Annotated in this window: 19 protein-coding genes; 16 read left to right on the top strand and 3 right to left on the bottom strand. The window is 35.3% G+C overall.

Annotated features, from left to right (window positions below; translation table 11 throughout):
• Positions 1–5 precede the first annotated feature (5 nt).
• The 12 genes from lipA (at position 6) to yidC (ending at position 11,697) form a co-directional block, all read left to right on the top strand.
• A complete protein-coding gene (gene lipA / locus HHH54_RS00750) occupies positions 6–929 on the top strand; it encodes a lipoyl synthase (protein WP_198616910.1) in 924 nt (307 codons plus the stop codon).
• Positions 930–941: 12 nt separating this feature from the next.
• Complete coding sequence (locus HHH54_RS00755) at positions 942–1,295, top strand: YutD family protein (RefSeq protein WP_198616911.1); 354 nt, start codon at positions 942–944, stop codon at positions 1,293–1,295.
• Positions 1,296–1,480: 185 nt separating this feature from the next.
• Positions 1,481–2,206, top strand: coding sequence for a phosphoadenylyl-sulfate reductase (locus HHH54_RS00760; protein ID WP_198616912.1), 726 nt, complete (start codon positions 1,481–1,483; stop codon positions 2,204–2,206).
• 35 nt (positions 2,207–2,241) lie between these two features.
• Positions 2,242–4,080, top strand: a complete 1,839-nt coding sequence (locus tag HHH54_RS00765) for an assimilatory sulfite reductase (NADPH) flavoprotein subunit (protein WP_198616913.1) — start codon at positions 2,242–2,244, stop codon at positions 4,078–4,080.
• 20 nt (positions 4,081–4,100) lie between these two features.
• Complete coding sequence (locus HHH54_RS00770; protein WP_198616914.1) at positions 4,101–5,807, top strand: NADPH-dependent assimilatory sulfite reductase hemoprotein subunit; 1,707 nt, start codon at positions 4,101–4,103, stop codon at positions 5,805–5,807.
• Between the two features lie 17 nt (positions 5,808–5,824).
• On the top strand, positions 5,825–6,604 hold the full coding sequence (gene cobA / locus HHH54_RS00775; protein WP_198616915.1) for a uroporphyrinogen-III C-methyltransferase: 780 nt from the start codon (positions 5,825–5,827) through the stop codon (positions 6,602–6,604).
• A gap of 14 nt (positions 6,605–6,618) precedes the next feature.
• Positions 6,619–7,386, top strand: a complete 768-nt coding sequence (locus HHH54_RS00780; RefSeq protein ID WP_198616916.1) for a sirohydrochlorin chelatase — start codon at positions 6,619–6,621, stop codon at positions 7,384–7,386.
• Positions 7,364–7,966 (top strand): NAD(P)-binding protein, encoded by a 603-nt coding sequence (locus HHH54_RS00785; RefSeq protein ID WP_198616917.1) that lies wholly within the window; start codon positions 7,364–7,366, stop codon positions 7,964–7,966. The genes HHH54_RS00780 and HHH54_RS00785 overlap by 23 nt, the downstream gene beginning before the upstream one ends.
• A 28-nt stretch (positions 7,967–7,994) precedes the next feature.
• On the top strand, positions 7,995–8,891 hold the full coding sequence (locus HHH54_RS00790) for a sulfite exporter TauE/SafE family protein (protein ID WP_198616918.1): 897 nt from the start codon (positions 7,995–7,997) through the stop codon (positions 8,889–8,891).
• Positions 8,891–10,060, top strand: a complete 1,170-nt coding sequence (gene sat / locus HHH54_RS00795; protein WP_198616919.1) for a sulfate adenylyltransferase — start codon at positions 8,891–8,893, stop codon at positions 10,058–10,060. Before HHH54_RS00790 ends, sat begins: the two co-directional genes overlap by 1 nt.
• Before the next feature lie 3 nt (positions 10,061–10,063).
• Positions 10,064–10,660 (top strand): adenylyl-sulfate kinase, encoded by a 597-nt coding sequence (gene cysC, locus HHH54_RS00800; RefSeq protein ID WP_198616920.1) that lies wholly within the window; start codon positions 10,064–10,066, stop codon positions 10,658–10,660.
• Between the two features lie 212 nt (positions 10,661–10,872).
• Entirely contained in the window at positions 10,873–11,697 is an 825-nt protein-coding gene (yidC, locus tag HHH54_RS00805) for a membrane protein insertase YidC (RefSeq protein ID WP_198616954.1), read from the top strand.
• 111 nt (positions 11,698–11,808) lie between these two features.
• Here the strand turns inward: yidC and HHH54_RS00810 are convergent, their stop codons facing one another.
• Positions 11,809–12,075: a DUF3055 domain-containing protein gene (locus tag HHH54_RS00810; RefSeq protein ID WP_198616921.1), complete on the bottom strand. Its 267-nt coding sequence runs from the start codon at positions 12,073–12,075 to the stop codon at positions 11,809–11,811.
• Between the two features lie 98 nt (positions 12,076–12,173).
• Here HHH54_RS00810 and HHH54_RS00815 point away from each other — a divergent pair, with 98 nt between their 5' ends.
• From HHH54_RS00815 to HHH54_RS00825, 3 genes are read left to right on the top strand one after another with little or no spacing between them, the layout of a single operon-like run.
• On the top strand, positions 12,174–12,602 hold the full coding sequence (locus HHH54_RS00815; RefSeq protein WP_198616922.1) for a DUF86 domain-containing protein: 429 nt from the start codon (positions 12,174–12,176) through the stop codon (positions 12,600–12,602).
• A 7-nt stretch (positions 12,603–12,609) separates the two neighbouring features.
• A complete protein-coding gene (locus HHH54_RS00820; RefSeq protein WP_198616923.1) occupies positions 12,610–13,398 on the top strand; it encodes a TIGR01457 family HAD-type hydrolase in 789 nt (262 codons plus the stop codon).
• Positions 13,399–13,401: 3 nt separating this feature from the next.
• The gene (locus HHH54_RS00825) at positions 13,402–14,367 is read left to right on the top strand and encodes a 2-hydroxyacid dehydrogenase (protein WP_198616924.1); all 966 of its coding nucleotides are present in this window, start codon (positions 13,402–13,404) and stop codon (positions 14,365–14,367) included.
• Between the two features lie 148 nt (positions 14,368–14,515).
• On the opposite strand, the gene HHH54_RS00830 is transcribed toward HHH54_RS00825, so the two are convergent.
• Positions 14,516–14,758, bottom strand: coding sequence for a NifU family protein (locus HHH54_RS00830; RefSeq protein WP_037572314.1), 243 nt, complete (start codon positions 14,756–14,758; stop codon positions 14,516–14,518).
• 102 nt (positions 14,759–14,860) lie between these two features.
• Between HHH54_RS00830 and HHH54_RS00835 the strand changes: the two genes are divergently transcribed.
• Positions 14,861–15,184, top strand: a complete 324-nt coding sequence (locus HHH54_RS00835) for a YuzD family protein (RefSeq protein ID WP_198616925.1) — start codon at positions 14,861–14,863, stop codon at positions 15,182–15,184.
• A 127-nt stretch (positions 15,185–15,311) separates the two neighbouring features.
• On the opposite strand, the gene HHH54_RS00840 is transcribed toward HHH54_RS00835, so the two are convergent.
• Entirely contained in the window at positions 15,312–16,376 is a 1,065-nt protein-coding gene (locus HHH54_RS00840) for an NAD(P)/FAD-dependent oxidoreductase (RefSeq protein WP_198616926.1), read from the bottom strand.
• Positions 16,377–16,603 lie beyond the last annotated feature (227 nt).

Consider the following 16,603-nt stretch of genomic DNA (forward strand, 5'->3'; position numbering starts at 1 on the left):
CTGTCATGGCTACAAAAAATGAAGAAATTCTACGTAAACCAGACTGGTTAAAAATAAAATTAAACACGAACGAGAACTATACTGGACTCAAAAAAATGATGCGCGAAAAGAACTTACATACTGTATGTGAGGAAGCAAAATGTCCGAATATTCATGAGTGTTGGGGTGCACGTCGTACAGCAACAATCATGATTCTTGGTGCAGTGTGTACACGTGCTTGTCGTTTCTGTGCTGTTAAAACAGGATTACCAAATGAACTTGATCTAGAAGAACCGGCACGTGTTGCTGAATCAGTAGAACTTATGAATCTTAAACACGTTGTTATCACAGCAGTTGCTCGTGATGATTTAAAAGATGCAGGTTCTAATATCTATGCTGAAACAGTACGTAAAGTGCGTGAACGCAATCCTTATACAACAATTGAAATTTTACCTTCAGATATGGGTGGCGATTATGAAGCACTTAAAACATTAATGGATGCAAAACCGGACATTCTTAACCACAATATTGAAACAGTGCGTCGTTTAACACCTAGAGTTCGTGCGCGTGCGACATACGATCGTACATTAGAATTCTTGAGACGTTCTAAAGAATTACAACCAGATATTCCTACAAAATCTAGCATTATGGTAGGTTTAGGAGAAACTATGGAAGAACTTTATGAAACAATGGATGATTTACGTGCAAATGATGTAGATATTTTAACAATTGGACAATATTTACAACCTTCACGTAAACACTTAAAAGTTCAAAAATACTATACACCTTTAGAATTTGGTAAATTACGTAAAGTTGCGATGGAAAAAGGATTTAAACACTGTCAAGCAGGACCTTTAGTTCGTAGTTCATACCATGCTGATGAACAAGTTAATGAAGCGGCTAAAGAAAAACAACGTCTTGGTGATGCACAACTTAACGATACAAAATAAGGCGGTGTGCGCGTGATTAAAGTCGGTAACCACTTTTTTGAACTCATTGAATCCTATAAAAATGGTTTCAATGAAGAGGATTTTATAGCTCGATATTCCGAAATTCTAGATAAATATGATTTTGTAGTAGGAGACTACGGTTATGAACAGTTACGTTTGAAAGGGTTTTATTATGATACTCAAAAAAAAGTAGACTTCAATAAACGTTTTTCTACAATACAAGATTATATTTTAGAATATTGTAATTTTGGTTGCGCATATTTTATAGTGAGACGTTTATCTAAAGATGAAGTGAAACATCATGAAGTGATAGACGAAACACATAAGCTTAAAGATGTACGTATTCAACCGACAATACAAAAATAAGCTAAGAGGGTGAGCCTAATAGGGTTCATCCTCTTTTTTATATCATATGATTAAAGTATATTTTATATTTTTTGAAAATTTCAAATAACTACTTGACATTAGTATTAATAATCGTTATGTTAATAACATGAATTCCGATTAAATAGGTTGGTTTTATAAGTTTTAAGAAAGGAGTGTGTAAAGCTATGACAAAACATCAGATTACATATCAGAATTTTAGTAAAGCATTACTTCCTGAATTTCCAGAATCAACTGATACTAAAGGAGCATACGAAGTCTTAAAGTGGGCTTTTCAAACGTATGATGATGATATTGTCTATGCTTGTAGTTTTGGAGCAGAGAGCATTGTGCTCATTGATTTAATATACAAAATTAAACCTAATGCAAGATTAATTTTCTTAGATACCGATTTACACTTTCAAGAAACATATGATTTGATAGACCGCATTGAAGAACGCTTTCCAAAATTAAATATCGAAAAGAAAAAGCCAAGTTTAACACTTGAAGAACAAGCTGAGCGTTATTCATTGGCGTTATGGAAAAAAGATCCCAATCAATGTTGTTACATACGTAAAATTAAACCGTTAGAAGATGCATTAAATAATCAAGTCGCTTGGATCTCAGGTTTAAGACGTGAACAATCTGAAAGTCGTCGTAATACTGAATACGTGAATAAAGAAGAACGCTTTAAATCTATTAAGGTTTGTCCGCTTATTCATTGGACTAACGAAGAAGTATGGGATTATATTAAAACCCGTGAATTACCTTACAATGAACTACATGATCATCATTATCCAAGTATTGGATGCATACCATGTACATCACAAGTTTTTGATTCAGATGATCCAAGAGCTGGTAGATGGCAAGGTTCTTCAAAAACTGAATGTGGTCTCCATTCCACAACACCATAGTGGATGATAAGTATGAATTTTAATGAGGTGAAAATATGAAATTAGATGTTACGAATAGCCCTTTTAATACAGAACAAGCTGAACAAATTAATACGTTGCTTTCATCGTTAACACCAACTCAAAAAGTGTGGTTATCTGGATTTATCAGTGCTTCAATTGAGCAAGAGCCATTACAAACATCGAACAATATACAAGAAAAAGACGGAGTAGCTCAATCATATTCAACAGAAAGTTCAACAGTTGCTAAGAGACCTATCACACTGTTATATGGGTCTGAAACAGGGAATGCACAAGGTTTAGCAGAATTATTTCACAAACGTTTAATCGATTTGGATTTTGATGTTGATTTAAAAGCAATGGATGCATTTAAACCTAAAAATTTAAAGAAAGTAGAAGATTTATTAATTATAACGTCTACGCAAGGTGAAGGTGACCCACCTGATAATGCGGTAGAGCTTTATGAATACATACATGGTCGTAAAGCGCCAAAGTTAGATGGAAAACGTTTCTCAGTACTGGCTCTAGGAGACGAGACTTATGAGTTTTTTTGTCAAACAGGACGAGATTTTGATGACAAACTTAGTGAATTAGGTGCAGAACGTCTCTATGATCGAATTGATTGTGATGTTGATTACGAGGAAGACGCTGAAAAATGGATGGCAAATGTTGTACATGCACTAAATGAAGAAACAAGTAGTACAGCTCAAAGTGAAGTGCTTGTGAGTGAAGGTGTTGAATCAGAACAACAACAAAAATATTCAAAAGCGCACCCATATTACGCAGAAGTATTAGAAAACATCAATCTTAACGGTAGAGGTTCAAATAAAGAAACACGACATATTGAATTGGCATTAGATGATTTTAACGACACGTATGAAGTGGGAGACTGTTTAGCTATACTACCTCAAAATGATCCTAAACTTGTTGAGGCATTGATTGAACGCTTACCATTTGACGCTGAGACGTTAATTCAGATTAACGAAGCAGGGGATAAGTTATCATTACAAGAATCGTTATCGGAATATTTCGAAATATCGAAGTTAACGAAATCACTTATCAATCATGCAGTAACACTGTTTAACAACGACGATTTAACTGAAAAAGCGCAACAAGAAGATTGGATTAAAACATATATCGAAGGACGAGACTTGATTGATTTAATTGAGGACTTTCCGCCTAAAACCATTGAAGCAGATCAGTTGTATCAACTACTCAGAAAGTTACCAGTACGTGAGTATTCAATCTCAAGCAGTTATGAATTTGAGCCTGATGAAGTACATATTACAGTAGGGGCTGTGCGCTATGAGTCACATGGACGTGAGCGTTCAGGTGTTTGTTCAGTACAGTTGGCAGAAAGAGTAGAGCCTGGCGAGACGATTCCAATTTATATTAAGCATAATCCGAACTTTAAGTTTCCTAAAAACAATGATACACCGGTCATCATGATAGGACCTGGGACAGGTGTCGCACCATATCGCGCATATCTTCAAGAACGTGAAGCACTTGAATTAAAAGGAAATACGTGGTTGTTTTTTGGTGAACAACATTTCACTACGGACTTTTTATATCAAACGGAATGGCAAAATTGGTATGAAGATGGCTATTTAGAAAAGTTTAATATCGCGTTTTCACGTGATACAGATGAAAAAGTGTATGTTCAACATGAAATGTTAAAAGAAAGTCAAACTTTAAATGAATGGATTGAACAGGGCGCTATCATCTATGTATGTGGAGATGAAAAACACATGGCTAAAGATGTACATCAAACATTAATTACAATTTTACAAAGAGAACAACAGTTAAGTGAAGATGAAGCAGAAGATTATTTAAGAGCGTTAAAACGAGATAAGCGTTATCAAAGAGATGTTTATTAATTAAGAAAGGATGGATATGCATGACTGATTCTACTCAAAATCAAAATGTAAAACTTGATGAAATGGAAGACATTAAATTAAATAGCCGATTTTTACGTGGAACGATAGTTGAAGGCCTTAATAATCCATTTACAGGCGCAATTTCAGCGGATGATACTAAGCTTTTAAAATTCCATGGTAGCTATATGCAAGATGATCGAGATTTAAGAGACGAACGCCGTAAACAAAAACTAGAACCTGCTTATAGTTTTATGATCCGTGTCCGGGTTCCTGGAGGCGCAGCAACAAGTGACCAATGGATTAAAATGGACGATATTTCGAATACTTACGCTAATGGCACTATTAAGTTAACGACACGACAAGCTTTTCAATTTCACGGTATCTTAAAAAGAAATTTAAAGCAGTCTATGAAAAATATTAATAAAGCATTACTTGATTCAATAGCGGCATGCGGGGATGTTGTACGTAATGTAATGTGTAATCCTAATCCTTACCAATCTAAAATTCATGAAGAGATTAATGATTTTGCTGATAAAATTAGCCAACATTTACTACCACGAACAGGTGCATATCATGAGATTTGGTTGGATGGTGAAAAGGTTGTTAATACTAACGAAGAACGAGAACCAATTTATGGAGCATCATATCTACCTAGAAAGTTTAAAATCGGGATTGCTGTTCCACCATCCAATGATATTGACGTGTACTCTCAAGATATTGGCTTAATTGCTATTGTTGAAAACGATGAACTTATTGGATTTAACGTCGCTGTTGGTGGAGGTATGGGAATGAAGCACGGTAACCCTAAAACTTATCCACAACTAGCACGTATCATCGGTTATATTTCAAAAGATAAAGTCGTAGATGTATGCGAGAAGATTGTTACGATTCAAAGAGATTACGGCAATCGAGAAGATCGTTCACAGGCAAGATTTAAATACACTGTTGACCGTTTAGGTGTCGATCGAGTAAGAGATGAGCTCAATGAACGTTTAGGGTACAACCTTGAAGATGCTAAGTCGTTTGAATTTGAGCACAATGGTGACAGATACGGTTGGACTGAAGGACAAGGACGTTGGCACTTCACATTATTTATTCAAAATGGACGTGTGAAAGATGAAGAAGGTTATCAATTGAAAACAGCACTACGTAAAATTGCAGAAACAGGATTAACAGATTTTCAACTGACACCGAATCAAAACTTAATATTATCTAACATTAAGCCTGAAGATAAAGCAAAAATACAAGAAATTATTGATACTTATAGTATTACAGATGGCGAACATTATACAGGTTTAAAACGTAACTCAATGGCTTGTGTCGCATTTCCAACTTGTGGTCTAGCGATGGCAGAATCCGAAAGATATTTACCTTCTCTACTTAATAAAATTGAAGAGATTTTAAATGAAGCAGGATTAGAAGAGGAAGATATTACGATTCGTATGACGGGTTGCCCAAATGGCTGTGCACGTCCAGCTCTAGCAGAAGTGGCATTCATCGGTAAAGGCCCAGGCAAATATAACATGTATCTCGGTGGCGGATTTAAAGGAGATAGATTAAATAAATTGTACAAAGAAAATATTGATGAAGCAGAGATATTAAGTAGCTTAAAACCATTGCTTATACAATATAGCAAGGAAAAAGAAGAAAATGAACACTTTGGTGACTTTGTTATTCGTCAAGGTATTGTAGAACGTGTAATCGAAGGAAGGGATTTCCATAAATAAACAGAAGGAGTGATTGGATGAGTAAGGTATTTTTAGTAGGTGCAGGACCTGGTGATCCGGATTTAATTACTTTAAAAGCGGTAAAAGCACTCCAACAGGCAGACGTTGTATTGTATGACCGTTTAGTCAATAAAGCGATTTTTGAACATGTATCTCGAGATGCCAAGTTACTGTATTGTGGTAAAGATCCAAACCGATATACATTGCCACAAAAGGATACTAATCAAATGATGGTTGCATTAGCTAAAAAAGGTTATACAGTGGTTCGACTAAAAGGTGGGGATCCTTTTGTTTTTGGACGAGGTGGTGAAGAGGCAGAGATTTTAGCTGAAAATCATATTCCTTTTGAGATCGTGCCAGGTGTTACATCTGGTATTGCAGCACCAATGTATGCAGGGATACCAGTAACGCATCGAGATTATAGTTCATCTGTAGCTTTTGTAACTGCAGTCACTAAAGAAGGTGTGGATGATGAAAAACGATGGTATCATCTTGCGAATGGTCCTGAGACTTTGTGCATTTATATGGGGGTGGAAAAATTACCGGACATTTGTGCACGATTAATGGAGCATGGTAAGTTACCCTCAACACCAGTAGCGCTTGTATACATGGGGACGAGCTCAGTTCAGGAAACAGTGACAGGAACCTTAAATACGATCGTATCATCATCTAAACACATAAAAAATCCTGCAATGATAGTTGTGGGAGATGTAGTTAACTTAAGAGAGAAAATCAAATGGTTTCATGAACAAAAAGATTTGGCATATGAGCAAGCTATTGAACTCACTTCATTTTAAAAGGAGGTGATGACATGGAAGGAGTACTTTATGTCAGTCACGGTACGCGATTACAACAAGGCGTAGAGGAAGCGCATGCATTGATTGATGCAGTAAAAAAAGAGATACCTATTCGTTTTCAAGAGACCTGTTTTTTAGAGATTACTTCACCTAATATCCAAACTGGTGTAGCAAAGCTAGTTCAAAAAGGGGTTAATCATATCTATGTTATTCCTGTATTGCTTCTTTCAGCAGGACACTATTACCGTGATATCCCTTTAATCCTTAATCAACTGAAATCACAGTATCAACATATTGATATTACACTAGGGCGACCTTTGGGAGTTCAACAACGTTTAGTTGAAATATTGAAAGAACGAATACAGTCTAAAGGTGTTCGTAACCGTAAAACAGCTCAAATTTTACTGGTGGGTCGAGGGAGCTATTACAAGGAAACCGAGCAAGATATGCAATTAATTCGATCTAAACTGAAGCAACTCTTAAATGTACCTCACATTAAAGTATGTTATTTAGCAGCCGCAAAACCTCAGTTTGAGGAAGCTTTCAAATCGCTTATAGAAGCAAAACATCAAGAAATTATTGTAGTGCCGTATCTCTGGTTTTCAGGGTTCTTAACATGGTCTATTGAAAAAACACTTAACTCAACAAATTACCAAGGTCGTTTTGTTCAATGTGATCATTTAGGACATCATCAAAATATTATTAATGCACTTAAAGAACGTGTATTAGAACTCATTCAACATTCGAAGGGAGCATATGATGATATTACCGTTAATGGTTAATATGCCAAATATTGAAGTGTTAGTCGTAGGTGGCGGGGAAGTTGCAACGAGACGAATAAAAAAATTATTGAATTCGTCTTCTACTTTAATACACGTTGTAAGTCCTTCTATTACTTCAAAATTAGAAACACTTGTTAAAACTTATGACCTTAAATGGTCGAAACGGCCGTTTGAGGATCAAGATATTGAAGGGGTACAGCTTGTCATTGCTGCAACGAACGATGCTCAATTACATAAGCATATTCAGTCACTAATTCCGAAACACATGTTATTTAATGATGTTATCCATCATGAAAATAGTAATGTTTATTTTGCTCAAACAGTTCATCGTGGTAAATTATCGATTCACATTTCAACCAGTGGCGCGAGTCCAAAACTAACACGAAAAATCGCGAAAGATATTGGAAATATATATGATGAACGTTATGAAAATTATATTGATTTTTTATATGAAAGTCGCAAATTAATTTTAAAAAAGGCAATAACACCTGAAGATAAAGCGCATTATTTAGAGACATTGCTTGATTCAAAATTTCTCAATGTAGTAGAACAGGACAATTTTTTAAAAATGTTATGTTAATCGTTGGTTAAAAAGGAGGAGAAATAAGATGAAAAAACTAATCATATATGCGTTCGCAGGATTTATTGCTCAAATGATCGATGGTTCGCTAGGTATGGGTTTTGGTGCTTCTTCTTCTTCAATACTTTTAACATTTGGTATCGCGCCAGCAATTGTTTCTGCGACAGTACATTTTTCACAGATTGCAACTACAGCCGCTTCAGGACTTTCACATTTAAAATTTAAGAATGTGCATCGACCGACAATGTATAGACTTGCGATTCCTGGTGCAATAGGTGGATTTTTAGGAGGCGCAATACTCACACATATCAATGGTGACGTGATTAAGCCGTTCATTGCTACATTTTTACTGTCTATGGGGTTCTACATACTGTACCAATTCCTCATTAAAAGACATCGACAGTTAGACGATACTTTGAATCAATCTAATAAATTTCAATTGATTATGCCACAAGGTGTCATCGCTGGCTTGATAGATGCTATTGGTGGTGGGGGCTGGGGTCCCATCAACACTTCTATCTTACTATCACGAAAAAAACTTCAACCAAGATATGTGATTGGAACAGTTTCCGCAAGTGAGTTTTTAGTTACGCTATCAGCATCTCTAAGTTTCATTATATTTTTAGGAATTCAACACATTAACTGGTTTGCAGTTATTGCACTTGCAGTAGGTGGTGCCGTTGCTGCACCTCTTGCAGCTTGTCTTGTGAAATGGTTAGCAGTAAATGTACTTGCAGTTGGTGTTGGAGGTCTTATTATTTTTACGAATAGCAATGCATTACTCACATATTTCGAAATAGATGCACACTTAGCGAATTTAATACGGATGATTATTATTATTTTATGGATCAGTCTGATTAACTGTGTACTAACCAAAAATAAACGTAATAACGTAATTAAACCAATACAAGGAGGAATGAAATAATGACAACAACATTAATTAAACCACATGGTGGTACATTAATTAATAGGATTTTGACAGGTACAACACGTGATAATCATTTAAAACAGGCAGAAAACGCGAAAAAAATCACGATTAATCAATGGGCAATTTCTGATTTAGAGCTCATCGCAATAGGAGGTTTTAGTCCATTAATTGGGTTTATGAAACAACGTGATTATCAAGAAGTGATTGAGCATACACATTTAAGCAATGGTTTAGTGTGGAGTATTCCAATTACACTTCCTGTAACAACATCTGTGGCAGATAGCTTAGAAATTGGAGAGACGATTGCGTTATATGGAGAAGATGGTGTGTTATATGGCACATTAGAACTTGAAGAAAAATACACGTATGATAAGCAACAGGAAGCACAACTCGTATATGGTACAACAGAGGACAATCATCCAGGTGTTCAAAAAGTATATGAAAAAGGTGAAGTGTATTTAGCAGGACCTATTTATTTGCTCAATAGACCAAAGCATGATGAATTTACAAACTATCACTTTGATCCAAAAGATACACGCCAACTTTTTTCAGATTTAGGATGGAAAACAGTTGTTGGTTTCCAAACTCGAAATCCGGTACACCGTGCTCATGAATATATTCAAAAAGCTGCATTAGAAATAGTAGATGGATTATTACTCAACCCATTAGTGGGTGAAACCAAATCAGATGATATTCCCGCTGATGTTAGAATGAAAAGTTACGAAGTGATTTTGGAAAACTACTTCCCAAAAGATAAAGCACGTCTTGCGATTTATCCAGCTGCAATGCGTTATGCAGGACCCAAAGAAGCGATTTTACACGCGACTGTACGAAAAAACTACGGTTGTACACATTTTATTGTGGGGCGTGATCATGCAGGTGTTGGTGATTATTATGGTACATACGAAGCACAAGAGCTCATCTCACAGTTTGAAGATGAATTAGACATACAAATTTTGAAATTTGAACATGCGTTTTATTGTGAGAAATGTAAAAATATGGCGACTGCAAAAACATGCCCACATGATAAAAAATATCATGTACATTTGAGTGGCACAAAAGTGAGAGAAAAATTAAGAAATGGTGAGTCTTTACCAGAAGAATTTTCAAGACCAGAAGTTGCGAATGTTTTAATTGAAGGCTTAAAAAATAACAGGGGAGAGTAGACGATGGCAAACAATCATATCACATGGCATGATTCGGTCGTAACAAAAGCCGAAAGACAAGATCGACATCAACATAAAAGTGCAATAATTTGGTTTACTGGCTTATCAGGTTCAGGGAAATCTACAGTGTCTGTCGCATTAGAAAAGGCTTTATTTGATAAAGGGATTCATACTTATCGTTTAGATGGTGATAATGTGCGCCACGGATTAAATCAAAATTTAGGATTTTCACCTGAAGATCGTAAAGAGAATATCAGACGTATCGGAGAAGTAAGCAAACTAATGGTAGATGCAGGTGTATTGACCATCACTGCATTTATCTCACCTTATGCAACAGATCGTGATGGTGTGCGAAATATTGTTGATGATGGTGAGTTTATTGAAGTTTATACAAAGTGCTCGTTAGAAGCATGTGAGTCACGAGACCCTAAAGGTTTGTATCAAAAAGCAAGAAGTGGTGAAATACCAGAATTTACAGGAGTTAGTGCCCCATATGAAGCACCAAGCTCACCGGAGATTATCATTGATACAGAACGTGATTCGATAGACGCATCAGTTGCGCATATTATTGATTATCTAGAACAACATCAATACATTTGATTTTAAATATATTTGCTAGAACCACTGCGTTTCAAGTTAGATGTTGAGGATAGCTATACCTTAATACGACATACGTGAGTGGTTCTCATTTTTACTTATATAGGTAGTACTGCTATACATATCAATGTCTATTGGCATCTTCTACAATTCAAAGGGAATTCAAAACGTGTTATATTGAATATATTCAATTCTTAATAGAAAGGTATATCGTGATGTTAAGGCATATTAAACCAATTGTACTGTTAGTCTCCACTATGGTGCTATTAGCAGGGTGTAATTATCAGAATGAACAAGATAGAACAGGCTTTTTCTATAACGTATTTGCGAAACCTTTAGATATGTTATTACGTTGGTTAGGCGAATTATTTAATCATAATTACGGTCTAGCGATTATTGTAATAGTATTAATCGTACGTTTGGTATTGTTACCTCTAATGTTACCGCAATCTAGAGCAGGACATATGGCACGCAAAAAAAGACCGGTTATTGATCCTTATATGAAAGATATTAAAGAAAAAGCAAGACACACCACATCACAAGAAGAGAAGCGGAAACTTAATCGTGAAATTTTTGAAAAGTATAATGAGTATGGCTTGAATCCGTATAAGCAGATGTTAGGCTGTTTACCAGTTCTTTTTCAAATTCCAATTTTATTTGGTTTACTTGTTTCGATTAAGTATCCTTCTCATGAAGGTATCTATCAAAATCGTCATTTTTTATGGTTTGATTTAACCCAACCAGATATATTGTTGACTTTAATCGCTGGGTTACTTTATTTTATACAGCCGCTTGTTAATTTAGGAAATATGGAAAATAAAAAGTTTGGTTACATACTGGCTGTGATTATGCCTACTTTTATTATCCTCATTGCCTCTCAGTCTCCAAGTTTTTTAGGGCTATACTGGGCAACAAACGCGACATTTTTGATCATCCAGATGACGTGTACTAATATTATATTTAGTCGTAAAGCGAATCGTGAAGCTCTGGAATTAAAAAAGAGATTACAACAAGATATGGATAGTGAAGTGACTAAATAGAATCTATAAATAAAAGGGTTAGGCTGATTCATTTGACTTTGAGTGAATCAGCCTAACCTCTTTCTATATGTTCTATTGTGGCAATCTATACACGCATTATATGATTTGTTCTTACTGTATGACTTCGTTTAAATACTCTGTAATTTCATCCGCTTCGTCATCACTTACACCTAAGATATAAGCAATATAACCTTCTTCTTCAAGATCATCTGTACCAATAATGCCAAATTTATTAGTTTGTGTATTTAAAACTAGTGTTTTCCCGTAATGACGGTCTGTTTGAATCAATACTAAATCATATCGACTATGCTCACCTACAAATCCAACAAAGCGAATTTGTGAAGGTTCAACGTCGTCATATAAAAACATATCTATCATAGTTTGAACTCCTTTAATATCATCGTAATGCAAGTATATCTATAAATGAAGTGACATGCAAAATTGTGATATGATAGATGAGAATAGAGGTGATTTAAATGTATTTCGTAAATAAAGAACAACTATCACGAAGAATTTCGTATTTAAAACAACTGACAAAAGATTATGAGCAATATAAAGATAATCATTACGCATTTGAACGTATTGCGCATATGTTGATTGAGGCATCAGTAGACATCGGGAATATGATTATTGACGCATTTATCTTACGAGATCCTGGTAACTATAAAGATGTTATCGATATTTTAGAATTAGAAGGTGCAATCTCTAAAGAGACAAAAGAAGCCTTACATGAAACAATTGATGTACGTCGACAGTTCGTACAACATTATGATGAATTAGATGCTCAAGCGTTAATCCCTTTATTTGATCGCGCTTTACCATTTTATGAGCAATTTATTCAAGAAGTAATTTACTTTTTAGAGCATGAAAATGTACCTGTAACTGCTTTTGGTAAAGGAGAATAGACATAATATGAAACACTATAAAGGTTATTTGATTGATTTAGATGGCACAATGTATAAAGGAAGCGAAGAGATACCTGGAGCGCGTGAATTTATCGAGTATCTTAATACACATCATATTCCACACCTATATGTGACAAACAACTCGACTAAAGCACCTGAAGACGTAGTTAAAAAGCTTGCGACGGTTGGAATAGAGGCTACTCCTGACGAAGTTATAACCTCTGCAATGGCAACTGCAGATTACATTAGTCAACAGCAACCAAATGCGACTGTCTATATGATCGGGGACGATGGTTTAAAAACTGCTTTAGCGTCTCAAGATTTAAAGATTTTAGATGATATCAATGTCGATTATGTGGTTGTCGGATTAGACGAGAATATTAATTATGAGAAGTTATCTAAAGCTACACTTGCTGTACAACAAGGTGCTACATTCATCTCAACGAATCAAGATCCATCTATTCCAAAAGAGCAAGGTTTTTTACCTGGTAATGGCTCTTTAACAAGTGTGATTACAGTATCTTCTAAACACAATCCTATCTTTATTGGTAAACCAGAAACTCCAATTATGGAACAGGCGCTTGAAGCTATTCAGCTAGATAAATCAGAGGTTGCAATGATTGGAGATCTATATGATACAGATATAATGGCTGGTATTAATGTTGGGATTGATACAATTCATGTCCAAACGGGTGTAACATCGGAAGCTGAAGCGATGTCAAAAGCAACACCACCAACGTATAGTTTCAAAGATTTGAATGACGTGCGCCAGCAACTTGAAAGAAATGAGGGATAAGTTATGGAAAAAATATTAGTAACACGCCGTATTCCGCAAAAATTTGTTGAACGTTTAGAAGCTTTAGGAGAAGTGGAGATGTGGGATCATGAACTAACGCCTATGCCTCGAGATAAATTTTTAGATGCAGTGAAAGATAAAACTGCAGCGTTAGTCACATTGAGCGAGAAAATTGATGATGAATTATTGAAAGCAGCACCGAATTTAAAAATCGTTGCTAATCTAGCAGTCGGATACGACAATATTGATTTAGATGTTGCGAAATATCATGATGTTGAAGTATCTAATACACCGCATGTACTTACAGAAACAACAGCAGAACTAGGGTTTAGTTTAATGCTTGCGATTTCACGCCGTATTGTAGAAGGCGAAAAGTATATCAAAGATGGTAACTGGGAAAGTTGGGGACCTTACTTATTAGCAGGAAAAGATATTTATCATTCTAAAGTCGGTATTTTCGGTATGGGGGAAATCGGTAAAGCATTTGCACGTCGCTTAAAAGGTTTTAATGCTGATATCTTATATCATAACCGTTCACAAGATACTAAAGCAGAACATGAGTTAGGTGCTTTTTATACGTCATTTGATACGCTGATCAAGAAAAGTGATTTTGTTGTATCTACAGCGCCATCTACACCAGAAACTCGAAATATTTTCAACAAAGAAGTATTCAAGAAAATGAGAAATGATGCATTTTTCATAAACATTGGCCGCGGTGATTTAGTAGTTGAAGAGGACTTAATTGAAGCGTTAGAAGAAGGTGAAATTGCGGGGTGTGCATTAGATGTTGTACGAGATGAACCGATTCGTCTTGATCATCCATTATTAAAAATGCCTAACGTGATTATTACACCGCACATTGGAAGTGCATCTGTATTAACACGTGATCAAATGATTCAAACGTGTGTGTTAAATATCGAGGATGTCTTAAATGGAGATGCACCTAGAAATAAAGTAGAAGCGCGTTAATCAAATAATATAAAAAAGATTCTCAAAGATGCGTTTTGTATTGATTTACAATTCGCATTTATTTGAGAATCTTAATTTTTAGACATTTGAAGTCTAACTACCGGAATTTTCATTCACTTCGTCTGTGTCACATCTATATGTTTTACGGTTAAAATACCTGTTCGACTTCGATAACTCCTGGAACTTCCTCAACAAGTGCACGTTCAATTCCAGCTTTTAATGTAATAGTACTACTTGGGCAAGTCCCACATGCACCTAATAATTGAAGCTTCACGATACCGTCTTCCACGTCAACAAGCTCACAATCTCCGCCATCACGAAGTAAGAAAGGACGTAACTTTTCGATGACTTCAGCAACTTGATCATACATGGTAGCATTTTCTGTTGGCATATGAAAATCTCCTTTCGAGTTAAATAGTTCATCATTACCTATTTATCCATTATAATAGATGAAGAACAAAAAATCTATCGTATAGACTAGGGGGATTTAGCAATGAATAAAATCAGTGTAGTTGTATATGGCGCTGAAATTGTATGTGCAAGTTGTGTGAATGCGCCAAGTGCACGTAATACGTACGACTGGCTACAAACTTTGTTGCCACGTAAATATCCAAATTTAGATTTCGAATACACATATATAGACATCGAACGAGATCATGACAATTTATCTGATCATGATGAGCAATTTATTGAGCGTATTCGAGAAGATGAGTTATTTTATCCACTTGTTACTATGAATGACGAATATGTTACTGATGGTTATGTTCAATTACCACCAATTAAACGTTTTATCGAAAATAACTTTCAAAACGCTTAATTAATGCGATACGTCATTTTAAATGAATCCTAAGATCGCTTCGTTATTAAATATAAATTAAAAAGCTGAGTGTACAACAATCGTCTAATAGTAAAGGCGATGATGTACGCTCAGCTTTTGTGATATTTTAACCGTTATGATGTTTATATAGCCATAGAACACCGGATTTTAAAAGTGAGGCTAAGCGACCTGTTACTGTAGTATCCATTAAGTAGGCGAAGCCATTTTTTTCACCGAGTGAACCTAAAAAGCCCTGTATTTTAATTTCTGGCATTTTTTCTGGTAATGGTTCATTTTGCCATTGTTTTTTAAGTACCATTACAATCTGATCAGCTTGTTCTTCAGCAAGTTGAGCACTTGGAGCATGCGGTAAATTCGCACAGTCTCCCACAACGTAAACATTCGTATAAGTCGGAACTTGATGGTATTGATTAACCATAACACGATTACTTCGACTTAAATCAATAGGCAATTGACGAACAATCTCTACAGGTTGGATGCCAGCTGTCCAAACGATTAAATCGTGCTCATTTTTAGTCTCTTTATTGTAAAGAATACCAGGCTCAACTTTAACAATGTCAGAATTAGGAACAACTGTAACATTATTTTTATCAAACCATTTTTTGACATAATTACTTAACTTCTCTGGAAATTGATTTAAAATGCGATCTCCACGATCGTATAAGAATATTTCCAAATCACTTCGACTTTCTCTTAGTGCACTAGCTAGTTCAATTCCGCTTAAACCAGCGCCGACAATACCTACTTGTGCATTTGAAGGTAATTCTGAAATGTCGTGATAGGTTTTTCGAGCGCTTGCTAGTGTTTGAATACTATATGTATACTCTTTTGCTCCCGGAACGTTGTGGTATTTATCCTCACAACCTAATCCTATTACGAGTTCGTCATAATCCACGCGTGTTTGACCAACAGAAATAATTTGGTGATCTAAGTCAATATCTGTAATTTCTCCATATACAGTATTAATGCGTGAGTCTGTAGGAAACTTTACACGAACCTCTTTATCAGATTTTGAACCAGCAGCGAGTGCATAAAATTCTGTTTTTAATCCGTGATAAGGCATACGATCGATTAATGTGACATTATAATCGCTCGGAAGCGCATCTGGTAGTATTTTAGATAAAATACGCATATTCCCATAACCGCCACCTAGTAAAACTAAATTTTTCATTTGAGATACCCCTTTAGTTAAAATAATACAACTCATTTACATGATTTTGAGATTGAGTTCAAATGATAGTCTCAATCTTCCCCTATTAAATGCGTGCAAATGATATAGTTTATAAATGATTCAAACATAATTATAAACTTTTTTTAAAAACCTTACAAATAAACGCTTGTAAGTATTTAATGTCACTGATGTTTAATTATTGAGCGGTGATATAGAATGATACACTT

The organism is Staphylococcus canis, assembly GCF_016238445.1.
Classification (GTDB): Bacteria; Bacillota; Bacilli; order Staphylococcales; family Staphylococcaceae; genus Staphylococcus; species Staphylococcus canis.